Below are 26,456 nucleotides of genomic sequence, written 5' to 3'. Positions count from 1 at the left end.
TTTTAATTCAAATGGGTTTCTATTACTTGCAGACCTGCATATTCTAATATATAATCTTCATTTAGAAAAACTGGTTTATTAGGATCCTCAGCATTTTGCAAACCAACTCCTGCATAAAACACTTTTGCATCCTGCTCTCTTGCATGTTTTTTAAATGCTTCCATCCAAATTACATCATAGTTATGTGGATTATCCGGATGAGAAACTGCTTTAACCAACACAAAATAACGTTGATTAGAGGGATCTACACACACAAATTGCGGGTGTTTTCCTAGCTTGCTATTGATCGCTATAAATTCGTATCCTCGTTTTTCTAATTCTTCACCAACGATATTCATCGCGAGGTTGTGCAGTTCTTGTTTGGTAAGTATTCTGGTCATAGCGGGGCAAAGATATTATTTTGAACGCAGAATTAAAATTATAAATCTTAGAGGTTTCTTTTCTATTTAAAATTTTAAATTCCCTACTTCTATTTTATCTTTTTTGTTATCTAATCGAATAATAGTTATTTTTCTAGATTCATTTTTCTTCCCATAATTGGCAAACATGGATACTTTAAGAACAGTAGGACCCGATATCTTCTGTACACTATCTGCAAAATAATCAACCATAATCTGATAGTTTCCTTTAATTGCATTTTTTAATGTAAATTCTTCCGGACCATAACCTTCTGTCATATCTTCAGATAACCTTCCTCCTATATTTGTTCTAGAATTTGAATAATATCCTTTTTCGTTATTTGGATCGATCACCCATAAATCAATATCTGTATCATTATGATTCCAATCTATTACTACTCTTACATCCATAGGAGTTTCTGTAAACTTACTTCTCTGAGATTCATTTAATTTTAATTTCTTACCATGTTTGTATACTAATCTATTTAATTCTATATATGCAATTCCTTCTATCCCATAAAAACGCTCATCTTCATCTTTTTCTAATAACTCTGCATTATATATTTTATACAATAAGTCAAAACTTTTCTGGAACTCGCCTATATATTCATAAGCTAAAGCTAAATCTCTGTAGGATTGCGGCTCTTCTGGTCTTAATTCTAATACTTTTTGATATATACTAACCGCCAATTTATATTGCTCAAAATATTCTAGCTTGTACCCCAAAGCTCTCATCAATTCGTGATTATCTATATCTACTTCTATAAGGTTTGTTACTATTCTGATTGCAATATCCGATGCTCCCTTACGATCAAAAAAGTCTGCAACATCAAGGTAAAAAGAAGGAATATTAGTATACTGATTTCTTATTTCTAAATACTTGACATACGCCAAATCTATCGTTTTTTCTTTTTCTAAAATTTTAATGTACGGCACATCCGGACTCCAAGGTTTTAATTCTATTTTATCGGTTATTTTTTGATTTAATTCTGCAATTTCGTCTTTATTAGATCTCTCTCCTTCTTTGGTGGTAATTATCACTACTCCATTAGCACCTCTAGAGCCATATAATGTAACACTACTGGCTTCTTTCAAAACCTGTACAGATACAATATCATCGGGAGAGAGCTGAGATATTGGATTACCTTCAACCGAAGTTCCATCTACAACATATAAAGGTTCTGTATCTGAAATTGTAGAAATACCTCTTATCGTAACCGAGGGTGATTCGCCTCTGGATTGTTCTTTTACAGTAACTCCTGCCACAGCACCCGATAATGATTCTGAAGTTACTTCGGACACCGAATAGCCTAATGTTCTTTTTTGAGTTGTAACCGCTTGAGCGGTAACCACTACTTCTTCAAGCATAGCAACATCCTCTTCCAACATTATGTTTACTGTATCCAAATTTTCTACTACCAACGTTTTTGGTTTAAATCCAACATACGAAAAGCTTAATTCTTCGCCTGTTTCTACATTGACACTAAATTTTCCGTCAAAATCAGTTTGCGCGCCTCTTCCTGTACCATTTACAACAATACTTACTCCTGGTAACGAAAGGCCTCCTCCATCTGTAATTACTCCAGAAACAACTCTTTTAGTAGTATCTACCACCGTAATATTAGCACGTACAGAAATACCGTGATCTACTACAACATTTCTATCAGGGTTTGAAACCGGGGCAACGATGTCTGTGTTTTGAATAGTATCTTGCTGTACCAAGTTTGAATTTGTGCTGGTATTCTCATTTTCTTCTGGAAGATCACCTTCAATTTCTTCTTTCTCTTTTTCTTTTTGCTTGGATTTATTTTTAGGGTACACCGTAGTATACCATTTCATTATATCTTCATAATCCTCAAACAATTCCTCTTTTCGCTCCTCTAGTTCTTCTTTTTTATCCTGCTCTTCTTCCTCTATATTTGCTATTCTCTCCTTATATTCTGCCCTTAACTCTTGTGGTGGTTCTATTCTATATCTTACATAATCTTCTATTCTATCCAAAATCAACATAGATGTATAATCTGTGATAAGATGATATTGTTTCGCTAAGGATATTATTAATGGTTTATTTTCTTCTTTCTTATTATTATTATTTAAATATTTTAGTTTTTGTTTTGCCCATAATCGCTTTACCATTTTTTCATTTGCAATACTCCCTTCTAGCATTATTTCTATTTCTTTTTCAACTTTATTCTGATATCCAAAAAGCAATTTGATAGTTGTGTTTTTTAAAAATTTACCAGAAACAGAAAAATCCGTTCTTACATTCGTATTTGTTCTGGGATAGACTTCTACTACATCTTTATTTTTTTTAATCCCTAAAAACTGATACGTTTCATGTTTTAATATTTCAAAAGCATCTTGTGCTCCATATCTTTTAAGGTTAATATAACTCCCTCCGGAATTTGTTGCCATTGTATTCATTAACTCATGGTCTCCAGATCCCGAAGAATTAATTACATATATTGTTTTCTTATCTAAAGAATTATAATCTCCTAAATTTCTTAATCCATCGGTAAAAAACAGTATCTCATCAGATAAAAATGCAACTGTATCCAGGCAACCAAATGAAGTACCCCCATCATATTGTACACTTTCTATTTCTTGTCTTATATCTGACCAGATACCGTTAGTAACCGTAAATATTTTAGAAGTATTAATTGAATTATTAAATGAAATAAATTGTACTTCTACATTTTGAAGATAGGTAAAGTATATATTTAATAGATCTAACTCTTTTTTTGTTTTTTTATGAGCTAATGAAAAGGAAGTGTCCCATAAAACAGTAACCTTTTTAGGCTTTCTTTTTATTCTTGAATTGGGCTCTAGTTTTTGATGAATATAAAAGAAGTTTCCCGAAGTCATTATTTGTTGCGAATCTAACTTAACCGGAATATTAATAATCATCGGGGTAGCAGGTATATAATTCTCTTTATTCAAAACAGCATGGTACATATCCTTTTCCTGACCAAAAGACATGGAACCGTCAAGTACTACAGGAGCTTTTTCACCATAAATCTTAACATCTATTGAAAACTTATCCAGATATTCTTTAAAACCAAGTGGAAGCTCATATACATAAGAATCATTAACTGTATTCAATTCCTGCTCATAAGTTACCTGGATACGCTTATACTCTTTTGGCAAGATTGGATATACCCTCGCTTTGTAATTATTGCCCTGTGTTTTTTCTAAAAGTCCCGGATCTATATTTTGCCTTACCGTACTTTCAAATGCAACTCTTGCTAATTCTTTTTCAACAATAACTGCATCTCTCATTTTTCCATTAACATCCATTGCAAATCCAGAAACAGATTGTCCTTCTCCTAACGGAAATGCTAACTCTCCCTCTAATGTTCTGTCTAACTCATTATAAAATTTCATATCATAAGTTGTAGTAGCAAAATTTCCAATAATCTGGACATCAACTTTTAAAATAGAAAGTTTTAATTGGGTAGAATCGTTTAACTGAATTGTAGGAGCGTCTTGCGCATAAATGCTTAAGGATACTATTAAAAATAGGTGTAGTAGTAATTTTTTCATGGTTAGCTTTTTTATATAGTATAAAACTCTATATAAATCATACTATATAAAAGCTTCAATGAGTGAACGCTCCTTTACGTTTAGGGAAAGGTATTAGATTACAAAACTATTTAAACCGTATAAATCGTGCTTCGTCAAAATAATAACTTGGAGTGTATACTGGGTCGTTTTCTTTAAACTTATACCAAGGAGAAAATTCGGTATCCTCAAAATTTTTAAGCAAACAAACACTTTGCGCAGGGGTATTTCCTTGCGCCAAAAGATACATTCTATCTCCGGTTTCATTTATAATTTCGTCGACTATAATTTCTATATGCCCCGGAGAACCAGGTTTAACGAGCATATCCCCAATTCGTATGTTTTTTACAGCTACTTTATGTAATTCATTATACATAGATAATGTCCCTGCATAGGTATAAATAAGATTTAAGTATTTATAAAAGTTTGCTTTAGAATGATTAGGACTTACCGTTTTATGAAATGTTACTTTGTTTCCTTTTATTTTGGGTCTGTATCCTTGTGCATACTTGTTCCATGAGCAGTAATGGCCGGATGTAAAATTAAATCCAATTTCATCTTTTCTGTTTTCCTGCCATAAATACTCAGATCGAATCCTCATTAATGCATCTGCACATTGTTGTAATCCATTAGATGGCACAGGAATTTCTAATATTGCTTCGTGCCAATTTTGCGCAAAATACTCACTATCGTCATAATTTATAATCTTGCTACCATAAGGTTTTAGGTTATAATGTCGTAAATATTGCTGAAAAGATCCTGTTTTATACGCTACTCTTTTATAGCCTTTTGGCACTATAACTCTGGTAGATATAGAATCCCCAGTAGTATTTATATAATTTGTTTTTGTGACAACACCAGCAACTACTCCTGTTACATGATTGGTAACCATCCTACCTTTAGCTGTGTTTCTTAGCACTAAGAATATAATTACTATAATACCTATACCAAAAACTAACTTCTTCATACGATCTAATTTATACCAATTTAACTATAAAATTAAAAAAACCGATATAATTGCTTATACCGGTTTACAGTGTTTTTTTTTGAATTAAATTTTATCCTCCAAAGTCATCAAATCGGATGTGCTCATCTGGAATACCAAAATCTTCTCCCATTTTCTGAACAGCTTTGTTCATTAATGGTGGTCCACAAAAGTATAATTCTATATCTTCCGGAGACTCATGAAGGTTTAAATAATTATCAATTACACAATTGTGTATAAACCCTACAAATCCGTCTCCTTCAGTATCGTGTATATCTTTTTTTACTTTCCAGTTATCTTCTTCTAAAGGTTCAGAAAGCGCTAAGAAAAATTTAAAATTCGGGAATTTCTTTTCTAAGTCATAAAAGTGATCTAAGTAGAACAACTCTCTCTTAGAACGCCCACCATACCAGTAAGTAACAGTTCTACCTGTTTCTAATGTTTTGAATAAATGATATAAATGAGAGCGCATTGGTGCCATACCTGCACCACCACCAACGTAAAGCATTTCAGATTGAGAATCATTTATAAAGAATTCTCCATAAGGTCCTGATATTACCACTTTATCTCCTGGTTTTCTTGAAAAGATATAAGAAGATGCTACTCCCGGATTTACATCCATCCATCCATTTTTGGATCTATCCCATGGTGGCGTTGCAATACGTACATTAAGCATAATCTCTCTTCCTTCTGCTGGATAAGAAGCCATAGAATATGCACGCTCTACGGTTTCGTTATTCTTCATTACTAAAGGCCATAGACCAAATTTATCCCATTCTGCCTGAAACTTATCCGGAGTTTCATGCTCTTCTGGGTGAGCAGTTATATCTATATCCGAATATTTGATCTCACATTGTGGAATCTCGATCTGGATATATCCTCCTGCTTTATATCCCATATCTTCAGGAATACGAACTACAAATTCTTTAATAAAAGAAGCTACATTGTAGTTACGTACTACTTCTGCTTCCCACTTTTTAATCCCAAATACTTCTTCCGGGATTTCGATATTCATATCCTGCTTTACTTTAACCTGACATGCTAATCGAGCACCATGTTGTAGTTCTTTACGAGAAAAGTGTGGTGTTTCTGTAGGTAATGCTTCTCCTCCTCCTTCTAATACATGACATTCACATTGAATACATGTTCCTCCACCACCGCAAGCAGATGGTAAAAATATTTTTTGAGCCCCTAAAGTAGATAACAATGTACCTCCTGATGCTACTTCTATTTCTTTTTCGCCATTAATGGTGATTTTTACTGGTCCAGACGGTAATAATTTATCTTTTGCAAATAATAAGATTCCTACTAAAACAAGAATCAGCACCAAAAACGAAATAATCGTTATCGCTATTGTCCCACCGGTAGATGCTAAAAATATCATATTATTTAAGTATTGTAACGTTAGTATTTTCGGCTACTTTTTTTGTAGTCTTTTCTTTTTCTACTTGTACTGTTTTGGTTTCCTTTTTTTCTTCTTCATCACCCCCTGTCAACATTCCACCAAAACTCATAAAACCAATAGCCATTAACCCTGTAAGGATAAAGGTTATCCCTAATCCTCTTAAAGGAGCCGGTATATTAGAATATCTGATTTTTTCGCGAATTGCTGCAATTGCTAGTATTGCCAAAAACCATCCTATACCTGATCCCACACCATATACTGCTGCATGAGATATTGTTGCAAACTCTTTTTGTTGCATAAACAATGATCCTCCCAATATGGCACAGTTTACAGCAATAAGTGGTAAAAAGATACCTAATGAGTTATACAATGAGGGAGAAAATTTTTCTACAATTATCTCTACTAATTGCACCATGGTAGCAATCGTTGCAATAAATAATATAAAAGTCAGGAAACTTAAGTCATAATCTGCATATTCTGGACCCAGCCATACCAAAGCGCCTTCTTTTAGAAGATATTTATCCAACAAAAAATTTAATGGCACGGTAATCGCCAATACAAATATTACTGCGGCTCCAAGCCCCACAGCGGTAGAAACTTTCTTAGAAACAGCAAGGTAAGAACACATTCCCAAAAAGAATGCAAATACCATGTTATCTATGAAGATTGATTTTAAAAATAATTCTAAATATTCCATTTTTTATTCGTTTTAAGTTGATTACTGAATAATAATCAAGATTTACTTTAACTAATAAACCAGTAATTAGCAACTGTGAACTTTTTAGTGATCTTCGATTAATGCCTTATTTCTGCTTCTTTGTATCCAGATAAGGATCCCTACGGTAATTAATGCCATTGGTGCCAATACCATAAACCCATTATTTTCATACCCGATAGCATATAGTCCGGTTTTTTCTATTGGATCTCCCAAAACTTTAATCCCGAACAAAGTTCCTGACCCCAATAACTCTCTAAAGAAGGCTACAATAACTAATAGTAAACCGTATCCTGCTGCGTTTCCTACTCCGTCCAAGAAAGATTTCCATGGGCCATTACCTAATGCAAATGCTTCAAAACGCCCCATAATTATACAGTTTGTAATAATAAGTCCGATAAATACCGAAAGTTCTTTACTTAAAGTATATGCAAATGCTTTAAGCACCTGATCTACTACGATTACCAAAGCTGCAACTACTACAAGCTGTACAATAATTCTAATTTTGGAAGGTATGATATTTCTCATTAAAGAAATTACCACATTTCCCATTCCTAATACAAAGATTACTGAAATAGCCATTACTATAGAAGGCTTTAATTGTGCAGTAATTGCTAAAGCAGAACATATACCAAGTACCTGAATAGTAATAGGGTTATTATCTGCAAGCGGATCTGTCAATAATTTTTTGTTTTTCTTTGAAAACAAGGGTTCTTTAGGCTCTTTTGCTTTAACTTTTTGTTCTGTTACTTCAGCCATTTTTTATTTTTTTAAAGATTCGAAATAAGGTTGGTACATTTTTATACCTTTCTTCACCATTGCAGTTACTCCATCTCCTGTAATTGTTGCTCCTGCCATTGCATCTACTTCATTATCTGTTTTGTCGGCATTTTTAGGATCTGCATTTCCTTTTTTTACTGTAATTCCTTTATAGTTTCCAGATGCATCCAGTATGTTTTCTCCTATAAAGTCATCTCTAAAATAAGCTTCTTTAATATTTGCTCCTAATCCCGGAGTTTCTCCTTTATGATCAAAAAATGCTCCTTTTACTGTTTTAAATTCTTTATCTAAAGAAACATATCCCCAGATTGCATCCCAAAGACCATTACCCCTCATAGGAATAACGTAAAACTTTTCTCCATCTTTATCTCCGATAAACAATGGCATTTTTCTTTTATAACCCGGGTCTTGCTTTACTTTATCTCCTTCTGTCTTGACTTCAACATTAAAAGCGTCTTTTGTTTTTTGAGCTGTGCTACCTATAATTATGTATTGCTCATCGCCTACATATTTATCAAATAGTTCCTGAGCTTTTTCTGCAGGTACAAACTCATTAGGGTCTTCGGTATCACTTATTCCCATTGCAAACAAAATGTTTTGTTGCTTCTCTGTACGTTTATTTGCTGAAATTTTTTCTTTTAAAGAGGATGCAGTAAATGCTAACAGTGCTCCTACTACTACTACCATTGCTATAGCAAACAGTATGGTATATGAATTTTTATCTGTGTTAATTGCCATGATCTATGCCGTTTTCAATTTTAAACGTTTCATTCTTTTCTTGATATTACCTTGAACTACATAATGATCAATAGTTGGAGCAAATACATTCATTAATAAAATAGCTAACATTACTCCTTCTGGATATGCTGGATTAAATACTCTAATCAATATAGATATAAATCCAATTAAAAACCCATAAATCCATTTTCCTTTATTGGTTTGTGATGCTGTAACCGGATCGGTCGCCATAAAAACAACTCCAAAAGCAAATCCCCCTATAATTAAATGATGCCAGAACTCTGTACTCATCAAGCTATAGAATTTACTGCTTTCACTTATCCATTGTGCGCTTACTACCCCATTAAAAATGAGCCCCATTGCCAAAGCCCCCAATACGGCGCTTACCATGATTCTCCAACTTCCAATCTTTGTAAAGATCAGGAATAATCCTCCCAACAAAATCAGCAACGCAGAGGTTTCTCCTACAGATCCGGGGATAAATCCTAAAAACATATCCGAAACAGAATAGGTAAGCTCTTTCCCCTGAGCTAAAGCTCCTAAAACAGTCTCTCCTGATATAGCATCAAGTTCTGCTCCTGCAGCTATCTCGTTTGCTCTTTCTACAGCACCATGAACCCAAACTTTATCGCCTGACATCCAGGTTGGATATGCAAAGAATAAAAATGCTCTTATCGTTAGTGCAGGGTTTAATATATTCATTCCTGTACCTCCAAACACTTCTTTACCAATTACTACTCCAAAAATAACCGCAATTGCAAGCATCCATAAAGGTGTATCTATTGGTACAATTAGAGGCACTAACATACCTGTTACCAAATACCCTTCTTCTACTTCATGTTTTTTGATTACTGCAAATAGAAATTCAACTCCAAGTCCTACTCCATACGAAATAATTACAAGCGGTAATACTTTCCAAAGTCCTATTGTTAAATTATCCAGAGACCAAAATTCTGAACTAAAAAAGCCATTGGTTACGGCTTCTATTTCTCCTGCTGCTAAGTGATGTTGGTATCCTGCATTAAACATACCGAAGATCAAACATGGAATTAAAGCCATGATTACAGTATTCATCGTACGCTTAAGATCATCTGCTCCACGAACATGGGATCCAGAATGTGTAGTTTCATTAGGTAAATATAAAAATGTATGGATTGCATTAAATGCAGGAGCCATTTTTTTATCCTTATATTTAAGTTTCAGTTTATGTAATTTATCTTTTAATCCCATGGCACTATCCTATTTCTTTTAACATTAGGTCTAACCCTTCTCTTATAATTTTTTGATGCGGTTGCTTAGAAACACATATAAACTCTGTAAGAGCAAAGTCTTCAGGAGCTACTTCATACATTCCTAACTGCTCCATTGCATCCAAATCATTTACCACACATGCTTTTAACAATTGTAATGGGTAAATATCCAAAGGAAATACATTTTCATAGCTTCCGGTAACCACAAAAGCCCTGTGTTCTCCATTTGTATTGGTAGTAAGCTCGTATTTTTTATTAGGGAACAACCATGAAAAAGTTAGTGCTCTGGACGGAGATATTTTATTGAATATAGGTTTGTTCCAACCAAAAAACTCATAGTCATCGCCTTCTGGAATAACTGTTATCGTATTGTGATAATAGCCTAAATAACCGTCTGGTTTTACATTTTCTCCGGTAAGTACGTCTCCACTAATTACTCTTATGTTTCTTTCGTCATTAACTCCAGAATCGTATACTACAGAAGATACTTCGGATCCTATTTTGGTTTTGAAATATTTAGGTTTTTTGACAGAAGAACCTGCTAGTGCTACAATTCGTTCTGCATTAAACTTTCCTGTTAGCAACAACTCCCCTATAATAATTAAATCTTGTGGGTTTACCACCCAAACTACTTCTCCCTTGTTAACAGGGTCGATTTTAGCAATTTGTACACTTACATTTCCTGCCGGGTGAGGCCCTGAAACACTGTGTGTTGTAATATTATTTAACCCGGCCAAAGGAGAATTTGAATTTTTACCTATAGAAACATGTACTTCTCCTTCTGTCAATTTACTTAAAGCATTAACTGCTGCCTGAAGCTCTTTTTCTTTTCCTGCCAACACATAGTCACTATCTGCTGCAAGAGGAGCTGTAGTGTACCCTGAAATAAAAATAGCTTTTGGGTCTACATCGGGATTAGCAATTACATCATACGGGCGCTGCTTAATAAAAGGCCAACAACCTGATTGTAAAAGATGGGTCTTTATGGCATCCCTACTCATAGAATTCACATCCTTTATACCAAAGTCTGTATATTTTTGCTCTTTGTCTCCAAGAATTTTGAAAGCTAAAATTTTTCTTTTGGCACCACGCACAATTTCTATTACTTCTCCACTTACTGGAGAAGCAAAAAGCATTGTCTCGTTAGATTTTGAATAAAAAAGTGGTTCTCCGGCTTTAACTTCTGCACCTTGTTTAGCAACAACTTTGGGCACAATACCGTGAAAATCACCAGGTTTAATCGCGTAAACATTGCTTCTAGTGGCATCTACAGTTACTTTTTCTGCCTCGCCAACAAGCTTAATGTCCAAGCCTTTTCTGATACGAATGTCTTTTGACATATTTGTAGTCTATGTTAATTAACTAAAAAAATCGTGCAAATTTACTAATTAAAACACGTAAGTAAAAGCAGGTTCTGCTATAAGATAATTATTTATACTCTTTCTAAATAACATTTCAAAACAAAAAACATCTACCCTTCTTTAGGCATACTTTTTGCTTATATTTACGACCACAAATCCTTGAATTATGTTACAAAAACTTAAACAAAATTTCTCGTTTTTTATAGTTTTCTTAATTACCTGTGCTAATCTTTTTGCCCAAAACATTACAAATGACGTTGCGACTGCCAGTAACATAAAAACAATCCAGCTATCTACCGGATCAGATTTTTCAGGAATACCTATACTTAAGTTGGGAGAGTCATTTAAAGTAACTTTTGACGACATTAATGGTGACGAATCTGATTATTATTATAGAATAGGGCACTATAATTTTGACTGGACACCTTCTTCTCTTTACAAAAATGAATATTTAGACGGGTTTGATGAAATTAGAATTGTGAATTATGAAAATTCGTTCAATACATTGCAGATGTATAGCCATTATACCCTAAACATACCTAATGAAGATACCAGAGGACTTAAAGTAAGTGGCAATTATATAATAGAGATCTATAATGATGATAATGAAATAGTATTTACAAGAAAATTTATCATTTACGAACCCAGTACTGTTGTAAAAGTGTACACCAAAAGATCCAGAGACCTAAAACATATAGATTCTAAACAATCGGTTCAATTTGAGATAAGTTCTCCTAATGAAATCCTAAGAAACCCGCATAAAACTGTAAAAACTTTGGTAATGCAAAATAATGATATCAAAAACGCCATTACCGACTTGGTTCCTCAATTTACCATTGCCAATGATTTGATATACAAATATGATCAGGAATCTAGTTTTTGGGGAGGAAACGAGTTTTTATTTTTTGACAATAAAGATATAAGGGCATCCAATATTAGTATACGAGGTATCGAGTTAAAAGACATCTACCATAACTACCTGTATACCAATATAGTTAGAGCAAATCGAAGATACACATACAATCCTGATATTAATGGTAATTTTGTTATTCGGAATCTGGATGCAGAAAACAATAATACAGAAGCTGATTATGTTTGGGTTCATTTTTCTTTAGAGTGTTATGAACCAACTGATGGTGGTCAAATCCACCTTTATGGTAATTTTAATAACTACACATTAGACGAATCGACCCTGCTCCAGTTTGACAAAGAACGTAAGGTATACTATAATAAAAGATTGTTTAAACAAGGGTTCTATAACTATAAATATGTTTTACTAAAACAGGATGGAACCATTGATCACGGCTTTATTAGTGGAAATTTTGATGAAACTGAAAATGAATATACCGTAATACCTTATTACCGAGCTCCCGGGGCACGTTATGACAGAGCTATAGGAAAAGGAACGGGCAACTCTTCGTCTATTACAAATTAGAGTATTTGTATTGTTTATTAAACTTTCTGAACCTTGTTTTTATTTTATATTATCTGGATTCTCTTTTTGAACTGAAAACAGATTCCTTCCTGCACCAAAATATCAAAATTCATCAACAAAAGACCTGTAGTATTTTAACTTTGAAATAACTCTAATAAATTATCTGTTTTTCATCTATTCTTCGTTAAAAAAACACAAGAGCAAATTAAGGATATATCAAGATTTTTTCCTTGAATACTTAAAAAACAAATTCAATTTCTGCATACAGGATTTCAAAGTTTAAATAGCATTAAGCAGCCTCTTTTCTGTACTCATATTTTCTTTACAATTCATTCCCCTTCAAGTCTTATTTCCTTAAAGGAAAAATTAAACCTGTTTAGAATCTATAAGATCTATAATAAGAGAAAAATTGTGGCAAAATTCAAAACAAGTGAACTACCTAATAAATTTAATAAAACAGAGCACAGTAAATATCAGATATCCAATATTATAAGCGCAAAAGTTGAACAAAAAGTTAATTTATGTTAAACTTATTAACAAACAAATCAATCCATACAATAAAATAAGTTTTGCTATTGTTCACATTTTATAACTCTCTTAAAAACAACTCATAATGAAAATTTCACTCAAAATTCATCTATTTATTATCATTACACTAACTACCTGCGATTATATTCATTCACAAATCACTTACAAATCTAATTTTCCTAATATCAGTTTTGAATTCCCTGTAGAGATTCAATGTCTAAACAGTGGCACAGATCGAATGTTTATTGTAGAACAAAGTGGTAGGATCAAAGTATTTCCAAAAATTGAAAGTGTAACTTCATCACAAGTAAACACCTTCCTTGACATCACAAATCGAGTTCAATTTTCTGAAGGTCAAGAATTAGGTCTTTTAGGACTTGCTTTTCATCCTAACTACAAAAACAATGGCTATTTTTATGTATACTACACTAAAAATAGTCCGATTTCTGGAATTTCTACCCGAATGATATTATCGCGTTTTTCTGTTAGAACAGATAATCCTAATCTTGCAGATCCCAATAGTGAGCTTATACTCTTTCAATTTGACAAAAACCAAGATAATAGTAACCATAATGGCGGCAAAATAGGATTTGGCCCGGATTCTTATCTTTATATCTCTTTTGGAGATGGTGGCGGGGCAAATGACCCTAAAGGCAATGGACAAAACAAAAATACCGTATTTGGAAGCATTTGTCGTATTGATGTCGATCTTGACGGAAATAATCCTGTAGAAAGCAACCCTGTTTTACCAAATGGAAATTATGAAATCCCAAGCGACAATCCGTTTGTAGGAACTGATGGGTTAGATGAAATTTATGCTTATGGAATTAGAAACACCTGGAAGTTTTCGTTTGACAAACCAACCGGAAGAATGTGGGGAGCAGATGTAGGACAAAATGCGTTTGAAGAAATTAACCTTATCAAAAATGGCAAAAACTATGGATGGAGTAGGTTTGAAGGCAATTCTGTAGCCAATAGCAATGTCATTATCTCAGGTTCTGTAGAACCTCCTGTGTCTGATTACAACCACAATCAAGGAGATGTATCCATTACCGGAGGTTATGTATATAGAGGCTCTAAAATTACCAGTCTAAATCCTGATATCAATTCAAAATATATTTTTGGCGACTATGTAAGCGGCAGAGTTTGGGCGTTAAACTATAATCCATCTACAGGAAGCACCTCTCGTGAATTATTATTTAAAACCAATGGATTATATGTCTCCTCCTTTGGCGTCGACACAGACGGTGAATTATATTTTAGCAGCTATGGAAACAATGCCAAAATATATAAACTTATTGATGGGAACACCTCACCCCCGGGCACTATAGTAAACGGAATCGGATCATGGGCTTCACTAGAGCAAGGAGTTAACGGAGTTGTACAAGCAATCGCATCAGATTCTAATGGAAATATATACCATGGCGGCAACTTTAGTAAAGCAGGAAGCATAGATGCTAATAATATTGCTGTGTGGAACAAAAATTCTGGTTGGTCTGCTTTGGGTAGTGGCGCAAACGGTAGTATCAATACATTAAAAATTGCCCCAAACGGTAATCTGTATGTTGGAGGAGTTTTTACTAAAATTGGCGGAATTAATGCCAATAACATTGCTGTATGGAATGGATCACAATGGTCTGCATTAGGCTCCGGAATTGATGGAACAGTTGCTGCAATAGAAACAGGTAACAGTAATGCTATTTTTGTTGGTGGAGTATTTAAAACCATTAATGGAACTACCGTAAGAAATATTGCTAAATGGGATGGCAGTAAATGGTCTGCTTTAGAAGATGTAACAAACAAAAAATCAGGAACTAATAACGAAATTCGATCCTTAGCAACAGGTAGTGATGGGATTTTATATGCAGGAGGTAATTTTGATGAAGCGGGAGGTAATACCGCTAAAAGAATTGCAACATGGAACGGATCTAACTGGGGGACATTAGGAGATGGAACGAGTGGGTTTGTTGAAGCGATTACGACTACCCCAACTGCAATCTATATTGGTGGAAATTTTGCTCTTGCAGGAAACACAACTGTAAATAGAATTGCCAAATGGAACATTGCAACCAAAAGCTGGTCGAAACTAGGTAATGGAGTTAACAACAATGTTCGCTCATTACTTTATGATGGAACTCACTTATATGCTGCAGGAGCTTTTACTACAGCTTCTGATAATAACAGTAACAAAATCGTAAACAATATCGCACAATGGAACGAAGATACCGGATGGAAAGCTTTAGGAACCAATACCAACGTTGGTGTTGATATCATCATTAACGCGATAACACTATCTTCTCAAACTAAAGAAATATTTGCAGGAGGTAATTTTTCTAAAGCAGGTGCCATAGATGCTCAAAATACTGCTTCATGGAGCAACTCATCAAATACTGCATGTGCAGCAACAGTACCCACCGGGGTATCTTCTTCTGCGGCAGGATCAAATACAGCTACTATAGGATGGACTACCGTTACTGGTGCAAATTATGATTTGCGCTACAGGCAAACCGGAACAAACACATGGACAACCTCTACAGAAAATGGGACTTCTAAAGTAATTTCCGGATTAACTCCTTCTACTACCTATGAGGTACAGGTAAGAAGTAAATGTCCAGATGGCACTGTATCTAATTATAGTGCTTCTGTAAACTTTACAACTACCAATGTACAACTTAACTACTGCGCCTCTAATGCTAAAAATACAAACGATGAATATATCAGTAATGTAAGGTTAGGAACCATCAACAAAACATCGACCGGAGAGGCTGGAGGATACAGTAATTTTACTGCTGAATCTACGAACCTAACAAAAGGAACCTCAAACACTATTGTCATTACCCCTACCTGGACCGGAACTAAATACGATGAAGCATATAGTGTCTGGATAGATTATAATCAAGATGGAGATTTTAGCGACACAGGAGAACAAGTATGGATTAATGCTGCTTCGCAAACAACCCCTGTAAGTGGTAGCTTTACTGTACCTGCAACAGCAAAAGATGGAAGTACCAGAATGAGGGTATCTATGAAATTTAATTCTATCCCTACTGCTTGTGAATCTTTTGAGTATGGCGAAGTAGAAGATTATAGTATTGTTATCGATAAGGCAACTGGTACAGATACCCAAGCACCTTCTACTCCAACAGGATTAGTAGCCTCTAATATAACACAAACAACAGTAACATTATCCTGGGTAGCCGCTACAGATAATATTATTGGTGTAACTGAATATGAAGTATATCAAGGAACTTCTAAGATTATTTCTGTTACCACAAACACAGCCAATATTACGGGATTAAAAGCTAATACAGCATATCTTTTTAGCATTAAAGCTAAAGATGCAGCAGGAAACACCTCTGCTCCTAGTAAAGAAATAAATGTCACTACTAATGAAGCATCTAGTAAATATGATGTAAAACTGCGTATCACTTTTGACAGATACCCACAAAATACCAGTTGGGAGATAAAGGATGCCAGTAATAAGGTAATACACTCCGAAGGCCCATACGAATCACAAACTGGTAGCTCTACTATAAACATTACCAAGATCTTAGACAAAGGTTGCTACACCTTCGTAATTAAAGACGCTGATAGTGATGGGCTTTGTTGTACATACGGTGACGGATCTTACGAATTAACCAATGTTACCACTAATACCGTTTTAGCCACAGGAGCTTCTTTTAACTCTGAGGAAACCAAAAATTTCTGTGTTGGCAATACTAATAATCTAAAAATAAATCCGGATGATTCTGGTTTTTATATCTATCCAAATCCTGCTAAAGACTTTATAAGGATACAACTCAATGATTATAATAATTCAAGTTTCAAAATTGTTAACAAAATTGGTCAAATAATAAAAGCAGGAATGGTATCTAAAAATAAAATAGAATTAAATGGTTTACCTTCTGGATTATATTTCATTTCAGTTACATCCGATACAAAAACTCAAATTAAAAAATTCATCTTAGAATAACTAAAATGGATTAAACAGAGAGGTTATCCAAAAAGTACTGATTAAGGAGCAAAGTCAAAATGTATTGGTCTTAATATATTTTGGCTTTGTTTCACTATAAAATAATATAAAACTTTTTAGAGGATCTTTTTACTTCATCTTGCAAGAGAAATCCATAACTCTTCCCTTAGCTTTCATGTTACCATAAAATATTATTACTTTAGCTCCCTAAGGAAACTATTAGCTAAAAAAAAATGAAAGAAACGGGAAGATTCTTAAAAGAATACCGTGGCACAGAATGTCTTAATTGTGGAGTACCTTTGGACATCATTGATCGATATTGCCATCATTGCGGACAGATCAATACTACAAAAAAACTTTCTTTTAAAGATTTTTTCAATGAATTTTTTGCCAGTATCTTTTCTTACGACTCCAGGCTTAGTCATACTATAATTGCCCTACTATTCAGACCCGGTAAAATCTCTAAAGATTATGTAAAGGGCAAAAGAGTTAGATATGCTAATCCATTTCGGTTTTACTTAAGCGTTTCTGTTATCTTTTTTATTATTAATGGATTATTTATTGATTTTGATGGCTTTAGAACAGAAATGGAAGATCAGGTCAGTGATGGAAAAGAAGCTATTAGCGAGATCAAACAAAATATATCTACAGACGATTCATTAAAGCTGAAAATTAATGACCAAATATTAGCTGCCAACGGTATTTCCAGAGCCGATAAAGAAAAGATCAGTGAGGAGGTTCTAAAGGCAGACGGGCTTTCTTTCTTGAACAAAAAGAAAAACCAACCCAAAGATGTTATCTACTATTCACAAAAACAGATTGATAGTATTGGTTTTTTTGAAAGGGGATATATACTATGGGAGATGTACAAAGATTATTACGAAAAAACAGAAGAAAAATCTGCATACAAAGCCTTATCTGAGCTGAAACATGAAAAAAACCAATTTAACAAGTACATTTACCACAGGGTTTTAAAAACCAATGCAATAGAAGAAAATTATGGACAAGAGTTTTTTGAATTTATATTTAACAAACTTCCTTTCATCATCTTTTTCTTTCTTCCATTTTTTGCTTTAGGAATCTGGCTTTTATATATAAGAAAATCTTTTAACTACATGGAGCACTTAGTTTTTATATTCCATACCCAAACCATGTTTTTTATAACGATAGGGCTATCTATTTTGATTTCTAAAATCACTAATATTAATTCTTTTTTTAATATTGCAATGCTTATTTTTCTATTTTACCTGTATAAAGCCATGCGAAAGTTTTATAATCAGGGCAGAGGAAAAACAATTGTTAAATTTGTGCTTGTAAATATATTATTTTTTATCTTAGCAGGAATTGGTTCTGTAATAACATTAGCAGGGTCAATATTTATATTTTAGTATGGTTCAACAAATTACCAGAGGCATTAAAATTTCGGTGGATACCACCTTTGAAGGTACTTTTTACAAGAACCATAAGATTCATTTTGCCTTTGGGTACAGAATAACAATAGAAAACCAAAGCAAGGATTCTGTACAACTCACCTCTCGTTATTGGGAAATCAAAGATGCCTTAAACAATACTGAAATAGTAGAAGGCGAAGGTGTTATTGGAAAAAAACCAGTTCTAAAACCCGGTGAATCCCACACCTACAATAGTGGTTGCCTGCTTAGCTCTCCTTTTGGGGCTATGAAAGGACATTACAATATGGTTAATTTTACATCCACCCGTAAATTTCAGGTAATGATCCCCGGATTTAAGTTAAGCGCCCCTTTTGCTCTTAATTAGTTATACCTATTTGTTCCAGTCTTATTTTGTTTCCATTTTGCTCTATATGGCAATACAAACAATTTGAATCGTATACAAACCGATATTCTTGTTTAGGATTCAATCTACTTTCTTTAGCAACAAAAAGACCTTTAAAATCTTTTTCTCCATATTCTGTATATCTTGTAATCTCAAATACATTCTCTTCTAAATACTCTTCCAATACAAAATAAGCACTACTTCCTGTACCTGAAAGAAAATGAGCTTTATCCAGCCTATTATTGCATTTTTTTATACCCTTATCTTTTGTTTCAGGAATCTTTTTATCAAAATAATTAGTGAGGTTTTCTTTAAAAACCGATCCCGGGTATACTTGTAGCCTGCCATCTTTTACTTGGTAAACAGGAGTGTTCAACGCTGCCTTTTCTACATTACCCAAAGGACTTGGGGTAAACAATTTATTCCTTAATAATGGTCTTTTAATTTTTATTTGATCGGTACTGCTTAAAATAGTATCTGTTACAATTCGAGAACAATTGCTGCCTGTTTTACCAAAAGCTTTGTATGGGATACTGCCCATACTTTGAACAGACAAAACATATTTTTTTGCTTTTTCATAATCGATATAATCACAAACCGAAGCCACAAGGCGTCCGTCTCCATGGGTTTTTTTGGGGTTTGCCTCCAGCCATAACAAAAAATCTTCGACATTGCTTAGTTTATAATCTGAGGTTATTATGGCTTTAAAAGGAATTTCTAATTCGATATCTGTAACTGCGCTTCTTACTCTGCCATGGCCTTTTGGGGTTATATATCTTCCAAAATCATAATATTCGGCATTCCCTGTTCTATTTTCAATAAGCACAAAAGCTGCATGCCCCGCTTTTATATAATTATTCTTACCTAACCCCAAGGCTAAAAGAAATTTCACCGAAGGTTCATCAGAATATTGCACAAAGGTATCTGGAAAAGCAAGTACAATTATTTTACCTGTATAAGTCAATATTTTATAATTTATACTATTTTTTAGGCTGTTATAGCTTCAAAAACAACAGTGGTTATTTCTTTATTCTGTAGATTTTCATGTCGCATCGAGAGTTCTTCTTCTGTTTTGACAATCTGTGTAATGCTTCTGGTTTTCAAAAAACCTTTGTCTATTTGTAAATCTTTATTTTTATCCCCTATTCCTGTATTTTTATGAAAATCCAAAAGCGTATCAGGGGCTACAATGCTTTCTCTTTCAAAAGTTGTAAACCATTTTTCACGTAACTCTTTTACATCTTTAGTATATAATGTTGAAGAAGACCATATATGGCTTTCTTTTTTTAATCTTCTAAAATGTTTTTGATCCCCATCCCATACTAATTCAAAAAACAAAAGATCTGACTTCCAATTTGCTGCAACTATAGTAAATGGTTCAATACCCTTATAATTATAATCTAAAATTGCTTTTTCCAAATCATTAGCTTCTAATAAATCTTTGACTACTACGCCTCTGCTTTGTCTGTAAGAATCCAATCTTTTATGAGCCTCAAACCCTCCGTTAAGCAAACAAATCATGGTGTTTTTATCACTAAGACCTATCCAGGTTCCTCCGGCAACAGCATCTTTGGGGAACAACATTCTGGTTTTATTTACCTGATAAAACTCTGGTAGCAGTGTTTTTCTATCCAATGCTTCATCACGGCTAGAGGTTAGTATAAAATTATTTTCTTGAATTGGGGTTAACGTAACTGTACACATAGATTCTGGGTCGGCTAAATTTAACACAACTTACAAAAAAAATATATAATACCATTTTAACTTTGAAACAGCACTAATAAATTATTTCTTTTTCATCTGTTCTTCGTTAAAAAATATAACCGTAACTACAGATATGCTTGATACCAGATCAAGTCTGGCACAAGCTTTTTGCCTTGAATACTTAAAAAATAAATTCAATTTCTATACGCACGATTTCAAAGTTAAAATGGTATAACACACATACAACTCTTTATTGTCAAAAGTGCAAGCAGTAGATTTATCAAAATATATAGTCAAAGAATACAAAAAAAATATAAATTCACAAATTAAAGAACATATCTCGAAAAAATTGGGCGCTTTTTTTATGGATAATACTCTAAAATAGCTTTTAGCCTATATAATTTTCTATCTTTGCTAACCAAAAAAAAGTCTAAACATAGACATATCTTACTAATTTAAATTAAAACACAACATCATGGGAAAAGGTTTTTTTCAAGTTCCTACTGCAATAAATGAGCCTGTAAAATCGTATGCTCCGGGAACACCTGAAAGAGAAGAGGTTCTGGTAACATACAAGACAATGTACAATACCACTATAGACGTACCTTTATATATTAATGGTGAAGAAATAAGAACGGGAAACACTGGTACCATGTCCCCTCCTCATGACCATCAACATATTTTAGGAACGTATCATAAAGCTGAAAAACAACATGTGCAAAAGGCTATTGATACTGCTCTGGATGCAAGAAAAAAGTGGGCAGATCTGGCTTGGGAACAACGTGCTGCTGTATTTTTAAGAGCTGCCGAACTTATTGCCGGTCCATACCGTGCAAAAATAAATGCTGCAACCATGCTTGCCCAATCCAAAAATATATATCAAGCAGAAATTGATGCTGCCTGCGAGTTTATAGATTTTTTACGTTTTAATGTAGAATTTATGACTCAAATTTATGAAGATCAGCCAGATTCTACTTCTGGCGCATGGAACAGATTAGAATACAGGCCTCTGGAAGGTTTTGTATATGCTATTACCCCGTTTAATTTTACAGCAATTTCAGGAAACCTACCTGCAAGTGCTGCTTTAATGGGAAATACCGTGGTTTGGAAACCAAGTGACAGCCAAATATATTCTGCAAAAGTTATTGTAGATATCTTTAAAGAAGCCGGGGTACCAGATGGTGTTATCAATGTTGTTTATGGAGACCCTGTAATGATTACCGATACTATTTTGGCTAGTCCTGATTTTGCAGGGATTCATTTTACCGGAAGTACACATATATTTAAAGATATATGGGCAAAAATTGGTGCTAACATACATAACTATAAAACGTATCCTAGAATTGTTGGAGAAACCGGAGGAAAAGATTTTATCATAGCACACTCTAGTGCAAATGCAAAACAAGTGGCAACAGGAATCTCCAGAGGAGCTTTTGAATATCAAGGGCAAAAATGTAGTGCAGCATCCAGAGCCTATATTCCTAAAAGCCTATGGCCCGATGTAAAAAAATATCTTATAGATGATGTTGCATCCTTTAAAATGGGATCTCCAGAAGATATGAGCAACTTTATTACCGCAGTTATACACGAAGGATCATTTAATAAACTTGCAAAATATATAGACCAGGCCAAAAACGATACGGATGCAGAAATCATTGCGGGAGGTAATTATGACAAATCCAAAGGGTATTTTATAGAGCCTACAGTAATAGTTACAAAAGACCCAAAATATACTACTATGTGTACAGAACTGTTTGGTCCTGTAATTACAATTTATGTTTATGAAGATAACCAGTGGGCAGAAACATTAAAGTTGGTTGATGAAACAAGCGAGTATGCATTAACAGGAGCTATATTTTCTACAGATCGTTATGCTGCTGCCCAGGCTACCAAGGCACTAGAAAACTGTGCAGGTAATTTTTATATCAACGATAAATGTACCGGAGCTGTAGTTGGACAACAACCTTTTGGGGGTGCCAGAGCATCCGGAACTAACGACAAAGCAGGATCCTATCTTAATTTACTACGTTGGGTATCTCCTAGAATGATAAAAGAAACTTTTGTTTCTCCTTCTGATTACAGATATCCTTTTTTAGGAGAATAAATGAACGTACTCTAAATAAAAAAGCGCCGGTTGGCGCTTTTTTATTTATTTTTATAACACATTACAAAGCTCTAATTTTACTTAAAACCACATACATCTTATTATTATAATGAAAAAAATACTAATTGCAGGAGGAGGAATAGCCGGGCTTGCAACTGCAAAAGCACTTCAAAACCAAGGATATCAAATTAAACTAATAGAAAAACAACCAGATTGGCAAACTATTGGAACAGGGTTGTACCTTCCTTCTAACGGAGTTATTGCCCTTGACAAATTAGGACTAGGTGATATTGCAAGAAAAAAAGGTTTTCTTATAAGTTCTCGTAACATAAAAGATGCTAATGGAAAAACGATCTTAGATTTAGATCTTCAAAAAATATGGGGAAGAGAAAAACCATGCCTGGGAATAAAAAGAAAAGTATTGCACGAAATTCTAATAGAAGGAATATCTAACATAGACATCTCATTCAACACCACAATTAATACCCTAAAAATCAATCCAGATTCTGTAACTATTGAATTATCTAACGGTAACAAAGAAGAATACGACCTAATCATTGGTGCAGATGGGTTATACTCTACAACCAGAAAATTACTATTAGGAGATATCCCTTTACGAAAAGTTACTGCCCAGGTATGCCGTTTCATGATCCAAAAACCAAAAGAAATTAATTCATGGACTTTGTATATTAGCCCTGCAGGGCAATTTCTTATAATCCCTGTTGATAATGACACCGCATATTGCTATGTAAACAGAAAAACAAGAGGTTTTAAAACTTTTGACAAAGACCAATACATGAATCCTTTTAAGGGATTTGCCCCCCCTATTGCCAAAATCCTTAAAGAATGGAATCCCGAGGATGCATATTGGAATGATCTGGAAGAACTACCTAAACTTCCTGAAATGGGAAAAGGAAGGGTTGTTTTGACAGGCGATGCTGCACATGGAATGCCTCCTTTTATGGCACAAGGTGGTGCTTTGGCCATAGAAGATGCCATAGTATTGTCCGGCTTGTTAAAAACCGAAGACTGGAACACTATTGCTCCTGCATTTTCAAAAAACAGAAATGACCGTATTGATTGGACCAGAGCCCGTAATCAAAAACGGGAAAAGCTTTCTAAACTACCTTTTTGGATTGCTAAAATGGGATTAAAAAAAGTAGGAGAAAAAAATTGGACTGAAGACTACAGACCTCTTTCAAAAACTCCGGATTGGTAAGTTTAAACAATACTCGTATCTTTTTTTCAAATACTATATTACAAATCAAACATGATTATCAGACCCGCTAAAATAGAAGACTTGCCTGTACTCCTCGATTTTGAACAAAAAATTATCGAAACCGAACTACCAATGGATCCAACGTTGATACAAGACAAAAAAATAAACTATTATAGTATCCGGGATTATATCCTTTCTAATCATACCGAAGTTTTGGTTGCCGAAATTGATGGTAAAGTCATAGGTAGTGGTTATGGGCAAATAAGAGATCGGAAAAATTATTTTAAACAAAAACAACTTGGATATATTGGCTTTATTTATGTGAAAGAAGAATATAGAGGTCAAAGTATTAGTCAAAATATTATTCAACAACTTTGTCATTGGTTTTCCTTAAAAAACATTGAAGAAATTCGTCTTACCGTATATAACCAAAATCCAAGAGCAATTAAAGCTTATGAAAAAATCGGATTTAAAAAGCACATAGCAGAAATGCGTTTTAACCTTAAAGAAGACATGAGCTAAATTTTATGGATTTGTAAATTAAACTCTGTCTGTTGTTTCAAAAAAATCCTCTTCAAAATAACCAGACAGTTCGTACAGCTATCATATCCAGACAATCGGGAGCAATCACTAGCTTACAAAAACTTAGAAACGAAGATCAACAACATATTCTAACTACTATTAATGCGCTCATTCGGGATGCTAAAGCACGTAATACATACGCATAAAAAAACCAGCTACATTAATGTAACTGGTTCTTAATATTTATAAATCCGTCTTTGATCATTCCGCTAAGTCAGGAGACTTTGCGGAGCGGGGATTATTTAGTTTTTCCATTAGGCCACCATTCAATTGAACGGCCATCATCAAAAACAACTTCTTTAACAACCTTTTTTTCAGAATCTAAAAAGGCAATGAATGAATTTACAGAATATAAGTTATTTCGAAAATCAAAGTTTTTAGTCAAGTCTTCTTTTGAAATTGCATCGTGATACCAGTACAGGTTAACAAAAACTAAATTTTCATTTAACCCTGAAAAAGTAAAGATCAATGTACTTTCATTTCCCGTTGATAAATCATAAAGGTTATCAGAATACAACCCTTTATATTTTTTATTTACTTTTCCTTGGATTTCTGTAAATAGATTAGCATCTATATCTAATTTTGAAAAAACACTTTTCGCTATTTTTTTTCTAGATGGGTGATTTTCCATTTTCTTTGATAGAAAGTCACTGAATTCAAAATCAACATAATATGGGTAAACAAGGTATTTATCACCTAATTTTTCAGGATACTCACTAATAATTTTAGCATCTAATATTTCTGAAAAAACTCTTTTTTCATCACTACTACCAAACCCACCACAACTAGCCGTTATAATAGCGAGTAAAATAAATAAACTCAATCTCATAGTTTTAATTTTTAGGTTTGATCTTTACTTGAGGAATTAAATATTCATTCCCGTCTTTTTTAAATAGAAGGCTTGATTGACCAAATTCAGTATTCTGACCTTTATATCGTTCTCTAGTAGCAAGCCCTAATTGTTCTCTAAATCTATTTATCCTTGTTACATTAGCTCCTTTTCCTGGTTCACCTCCAAATTTATCTTCAAAACGTCCTCCTATTTTATCCTTTTGATCTTCTGGGCTATTAAAGAAACTTGCTCCAAATTTGGTATGTAACGATTCGTGTAGAAAAATCATCCCAGTTCCATAAGTTGCTGGATCTAGTCCTTGATCTTTTAAACCTTGTTGAACTCCATTAATTTCAGAAGCATCCAAATAAACTTGTCCTCCGGGAAAACCATCAGAACCCTCATTAGTTCCAGATACTGTTACCGTACCTCCATCACCTAAAAGATGACTTACAAATGCACCTGCTTCAGTACAATCACCATCACATTCTCCAGAACCACTTAGAACAGTTCTACCATCCTTTGTTTGGCTTTTAGATACTTTTTGACCAGATATATCTGCTAAATCTATCATAAGATTGACCAATAACCAAGCATCTCTATTTTGTTGATCTTCGTCTTTATCTTTATTATTAGTTAAATCAGTTACATCGATCTCTTCTCCGTTAGGGTCAATAAAATAGGTTGGATTATTCAATCCGTAAGTAAAAGGCGATTGATCATAATACTTCTCTGCTTGCGGATCGATATTAAACCACTTACCAATAGCAGGGTCATAATTTCTAGCAGTAATATCAAGCCATTCTAAACCAAGTTCATTTTGTTCTTCTTTATCCCCAAAACCATAGTTATGTTTTCTACCATTCACGGCAAAATTATATCCTTGGTGTTGCAATCCAAATGGATAATAATTCTTCTCCTGTACGATCTCATATTCTTCTGCACGGCCGTCATTGTCCAAATCTTCTCCTACACCTTCTAAGTCTATTTTACCGTCTTTGTCCTTATCTGAGTACGATAATCTAATATTCCCCAAGTGGTCTTTAAACTGGTAGACATATTTATATCCATCTGCTTCATGCTCCACAATGC

General features: G+C 33.9%; 21 protein-coding genes. 8 read left to right on the top strand and 13 right to left on the bottom strand.

Annotated elements, in window-relative coordinates; translation table 11 throughout:
* Positions 1-2 precede the first annotated feature (2 nt).
* The 9 genes from ACZIYX_RS18230 to ACZIYX_RS18190 form a co-directional block, all read right to left on the bottom strand.
* Entirely contained in the window at positions 3-380 is a 378-nt protein-coding gene (locus ACZIYX_RS18230) for a Na(+)-translocating NADH-quinone reductase subunit F (RefSeq protein ID WP_462683693.1), read from the bottom strand.
* A 66-nt stretch (positions 381-446) separates the two neighbouring features.
* Positions 447-3,941 carry a VIT domain-containing protein gene (locus ACZIYX_RS18225; protein ID WP_462683692.1) on the bottom strand — a complete coding sequence of 1,165 codons (3,495 nt, stop codon included), beginning with the start codon at positions 3,939-3,941 and terminating at the stop codon, positions 447-449.
* A 106-nt stretch (positions 3,942-4,047) separates the two neighbouring features.
* On the bottom strand, positions 4,048-4,926 hold the full coding sequence (locus tag ACZIYX_RS18220) for a DUF4846 domain-containing protein (protein WP_462683691.1): 879 nt from the start codon (positions 4,924-4,926) through the stop codon (positions 4,048-4,050).
* Between the two features lie 91 nt (positions 4,927-5,017).
* Positions 5,018-6,328, bottom strand: a complete 1,311-nt coding sequence (gene nqrF / locus ACZIYX_RS18215; protein WP_462683690.1) for an NADH:ubiquinone reductase (Na(+)-transporting) subunit F — start codon at positions 6,326-6,328, stop codon at positions 5,018-5,020.
* A gap of 1 nt (position 6,329) precedes the next feature.
* Positions 6,330-7,046: an NADH:ubiquinone reductase (Na(+)-transporting) subunit E gene (nqrE, locus tag ACZIYX_RS18210; protein ID WP_462683689.1), complete on the bottom strand. Its 717-nt coding sequence runs from the start codon at positions 7,044-7,046 to the stop codon at positions 6,330-6,332.
* Between the two features lie 84 nt (positions 7,047-7,130).
* Positions 7,131-7,823, bottom strand: coding sequence for an NADH:ubiquinone reductase (Na(+)-transporting) subunit D (locus ACZIYX_RS18205; protein ID WP_462683688.1), 693 nt, complete (start codon positions 7,821-7,823; stop codon positions 7,131-7,133).
* Between the two features lie 3 nt (positions 7,824-7,826).
* On the bottom strand, positions 7,827-8,582 hold the full coding sequence (locus tag ACZIYX_RS18200; RefSeq protein WP_462683687.1) for a Na(+)-translocating NADH-quinone reductase subunit C: 756 nt from the start codon (positions 8,580-8,582) through the stop codon (positions 7,827-7,829).
* Between the two features lie 3 nt (positions 8,583-8,585).
* Positions 8,586-9,812 carry an NADH:ubiquinone reductase (Na(+)-transporting) subunit B gene (locus tag ACZIYX_RS18195; protein WP_462683686.1) on the bottom strand — a complete coding sequence of 409 codons (1,227 nt, stop codon included), beginning with the start codon at positions 9,810-9,812 and terminating at the stop codon, positions 8,586-8,588.
* Positions 9,813-9,816: 4 nt separating this feature from the next.
* Positions 9,817-11,172, bottom strand: coding sequence for a Na(+)-translocating NADH-quinone reductase subunit A (locus tag ACZIYX_RS18190; protein ID WP_462683685.1), 1,356 nt, complete (start codon positions 11,170-11,172; stop codon positions 9,817-9,819).
* A 187-nt stretch (positions 11,173-11,359) separates the two neighbouring features.
* On the opposite strand from ACZIYX_RS18190, the gene ACZIYX_RS18185 reads away from it, so the two are divergent.
* The 4 genes from ACZIYX_RS18185 to apaG all read left to right on the top strand — a co-directional run bounded on the left by ACZIYX_RS18185 (position 11,360) and on the right by apaG (position 18,905).
* Positions 11,360-12,628, top strand: a complete 1,269-nt coding sequence (locus tag ACZIYX_RS18185) for a type IX secretion system plug protein (protein WP_462683684.1) — start codon at positions 11,360-11,362, stop codon at positions 12,626-12,628.
* Positions 12,629-13,241: 613 nt separating this feature from the next.
* Positions 13,242-17,129 carry a PQQ-dependent sugar dehydrogenase gene (locus ACZIYX_RS18180; RefSeq protein ID WP_462683683.1) on the top strand — a complete coding sequence of 1,296 codons (3,888 nt, stop codon included), beginning with the start codon at positions 13,242-13,244 and terminating at the stop codon, positions 17,127-17,129.
* Positions 17,130-17,362: 233 nt separating this feature from the next.
* Entirely contained in the window at positions 17,363-18,517 is a 1,155-nt protein-coding gene (locus ACZIYX_RS18175; RefSeq protein ID WP_462683682.1) for a DUF3667 domain-containing protein, read from the top strand.
* A gap of 1 nt (position 18,518) precedes the next feature.
* Positions 18,519-18,905 (top strand): Co2+/Mg2+ efflux protein ApaG, encoded by a 387-nt coding sequence (gene apaG / locus ACZIYX_RS18170; RefSeq protein ID WP_462683681.1) that lies wholly within the window; start codon positions 18,519-18,521, stop codon positions 18,903-18,905.
* Here the strand turns inward: apaG and ACZIYX_RS18165 are convergent.
* Together ACZIYX_RS18165 and ACZIYX_RS18160 are read right to left on the bottom strand one after the other, a co-directional pair.
* Positions 18,898-19,887: a DUF6695 family protein gene (locus ACZIYX_RS18165; protein WP_462683680.1), complete on the bottom strand. Its 990-nt coding sequence runs from the start codon at positions 19,885-19,887 to the stop codon at positions 18,898-18,900. The genes apaG and ACZIYX_RS18165 overlap by 8 nt on opposite strands.
* Positions 19,888-19,910: 23 nt before the next feature.
* A complete protein-coding gene (locus tag ACZIYX_RS18160; RefSeq protein ID WP_462683679.1) occupies positions 19,911-20,627 on the bottom strand; it encodes an NRDE family protein in 717 nt (238 codons plus the stop codon).
* A gap of 475 nt (positions 20,628-21,102) precedes the next feature.
* Here ACZIYX_RS18160 and pruA point away from each other — a divergent pair, with 475 nt between their 5' ends.
* From pruA to ACZIYX_RS18140, 4 genes are all read left to right on the top strand, one after another.
* Positions 21,103-22,731, top strand: coding sequence for an L-glutamate gamma-semialdehyde dehydrogenase (pruA, locus tag ACZIYX_RS18155; protein WP_462683678.1), 1,629 nt, complete (start codon positions 21,103-21,105; stop codon positions 22,729-22,731).
* A 109-nt stretch (positions 22,732-22,840) separates the two neighbouring features.
* A complete protein-coding gene (locus ACZIYX_RS18150) occupies positions 22,841-23,950 on the top strand; it encodes an FAD-dependent monooxygenase (RefSeq protein ID WP_462683677.1) in 1,110 nt (369 codons plus the stop codon).
* Positions 23,951-24,001: 51 nt separating this feature from the next.
* Positions 24,002-24,472, top strand: a complete 471-nt coding sequence (locus ACZIYX_RS18145) for an N-acetyltransferase family protein (RefSeq protein WP_462683676.1) — start codon at positions 24,002-24,004, stop codon at positions 24,470-24,472.
* Positions 24,473-24,504: 32 nt separating this feature from the next.
* Positions 24,505-24,678 (top strand): hypothetical protein, encoded by a 174-nt coding sequence (locus tag ACZIYX_RS18140; RefSeq protein ID WP_462683675.1) that lies wholly within the window; start codon positions 24,505-24,507, stop codon positions 24,676-24,678.
* Positions 24,679-24,770: 92 nt separating this feature from the next.
* Here ACZIYX_RS18140 and ACZIYX_RS18135 read toward each other — a convergent pair whose 3' ends face one another.
* Together ACZIYX_RS18135 and ACZIYX_RS18130 are read right to left on the bottom strand one after the other, a co-directional pair.
* Positions 24,771-25,361 carry a hypothetical protein gene (locus ACZIYX_RS18135; protein WP_462683674.1) on the bottom strand — a complete coding sequence of 197 codons (591 nt, stop codon included), beginning with the start codon at positions 25,359-25,361 and terminating at the stop codon, positions 24,771-24,773.
* A gap of 4 nt (positions 25,362-25,365) precedes the next feature.
* Positions 25,366-26,456 (bottom strand): RHS repeat domain-containing protein (locus ACZIYX_RS18130; protein ID WP_462683673.1); only part of this gene is annotated, 1,091 nt, incomplete at its 5' end.

The sequence above is a fragment of the Aquimarina sp. genome, assembly GCF_977115655.1.
Note: the sequence above shows the minus strand (reverse complement) of the source record. Positions and strands in the feature narration are given on the sequence as shown.

Bases quoted from the DNA above. Each gene is read 5' to 3' on its own strand.
- pruA (WP_462683678.1), top strand. From the start codon at position 21,103: ATGGGAAAAGGTTTTTTTCAAGTTCCTACTGCAATAAATGAGCCTGTA.
- ACZIYX_RS18180 (WP_462683683.1), top strand. From the start codon at position 13,242: ATGAAAATTTCACTCAAAATTCATCTATTTATTATCATTACACTAACT.
- ACZIYX_RS18185 (WP_462683684.1), top strand. From the start codon at position 11,360: ATGTTACAAAAACTTAAACAAAATTTCTCGTTTTTTATAGTTTTCTTA.
- ACZIYX_RS18195 (WP_462683686.1), bottom strand. From the start codon at position 9,812: ATGGGATTAAAAGATAAATTACATAAACTGAAACTTAAATATAAGGAT.
- ACZIYX_RS18150 (WP_462683677.1), top strand. From the start codon at position 22,841: ATGAAAAAAATACTAATTGCAGGAGGAGGAATAGCCGGGCTTGCAACT.
- nqrF (WP_462683690.1), bottom strand. From the start codon at position 6,328: ATGATATTTTTAGCATCTACCGGTGGGACAATAGCGATAACGATTATT.
- ACZIYX_RS18200 (WP_462683687.1), bottom strand. From the start codon at position 8,582: ATGGCAATTAACACAGATAAAAATTCATATACCATACTGTTTGCTATA.
- ACZIYX_RS18160 (WP_462683679.1), bottom strand. From the start codon at position 20,627: ATGTGTACAGTTACGTTAACCCCAATTCAAGAAAATAATTTTATACTA.
- ACZIYX_RS18205 (WP_462683688.1), bottom strand. From the start codon at position 7,823: ATGGCTGAAGTAACAGAACAAAAAGTTAAAGCAAAAGAGCCTAAAGAA.
- ACZIYX_RS18135 (WP_462683674.1), bottom strand. From the start codon at position 25,361: ATGAGATTGAGTTTATTTATTTTACTCGCTATTATAACGGCTAGTTGT.
- ACZIYX_RS18225 (WP_462683692.1), bottom strand. From the start codon at position 3,941: ATGAAAAAATTACTACTACACCTATTTTTAATAGTATCCTTAAGCATT.
- nqrE (WP_462683689.1), bottom strand. From the start codon at position 7,046: ATGGAATATTTAGAATTATTTTTAAAATCAATCTTCATAGATAACATG.
- ACZIYX_RS18145 (WP_462683676.1), top strand. From the start codon at position 24,002: ATGATTATCAGACCCGCTAAAATAGAAGACTTGCCTGTACTCCTCGAT.
- ACZIYX_RS18175 (WP_462683682.1), top strand. From the start codon at position 17,363: ATGAAAGAAACGGGAAGATTCTTAAAAGAATACCGTGGCACAGAATGT.
- ACZIYX_RS18220 (WP_462683691.1), bottom strand. From the start codon at position 4,926: ATGAAGAAGTTAGTTTTTGGTATAGGTATTATAGTAATTATATTCTTA.
- ACZIYX_RS18230 (WP_462683693.1), bottom strand. From the start codon at position 380: ATGACCAGAATACTTACCAAACAAGAACTGCACAACCTCGCGATGAAT.
- ACZIYX_RS18190 (WP_462683685.1), bottom strand. From the start codon at position 11,172: ATGTCAAAAGACATTCGTATCAGAAAAGGCTTGGACATTAAGCTTGTT.
- apaG (WP_462683681.1), top strand. From the start codon at position 18,519: ATGGTTCAACAAATTACCAGAGGCATTAAAATTTCGGTGGATACCACC.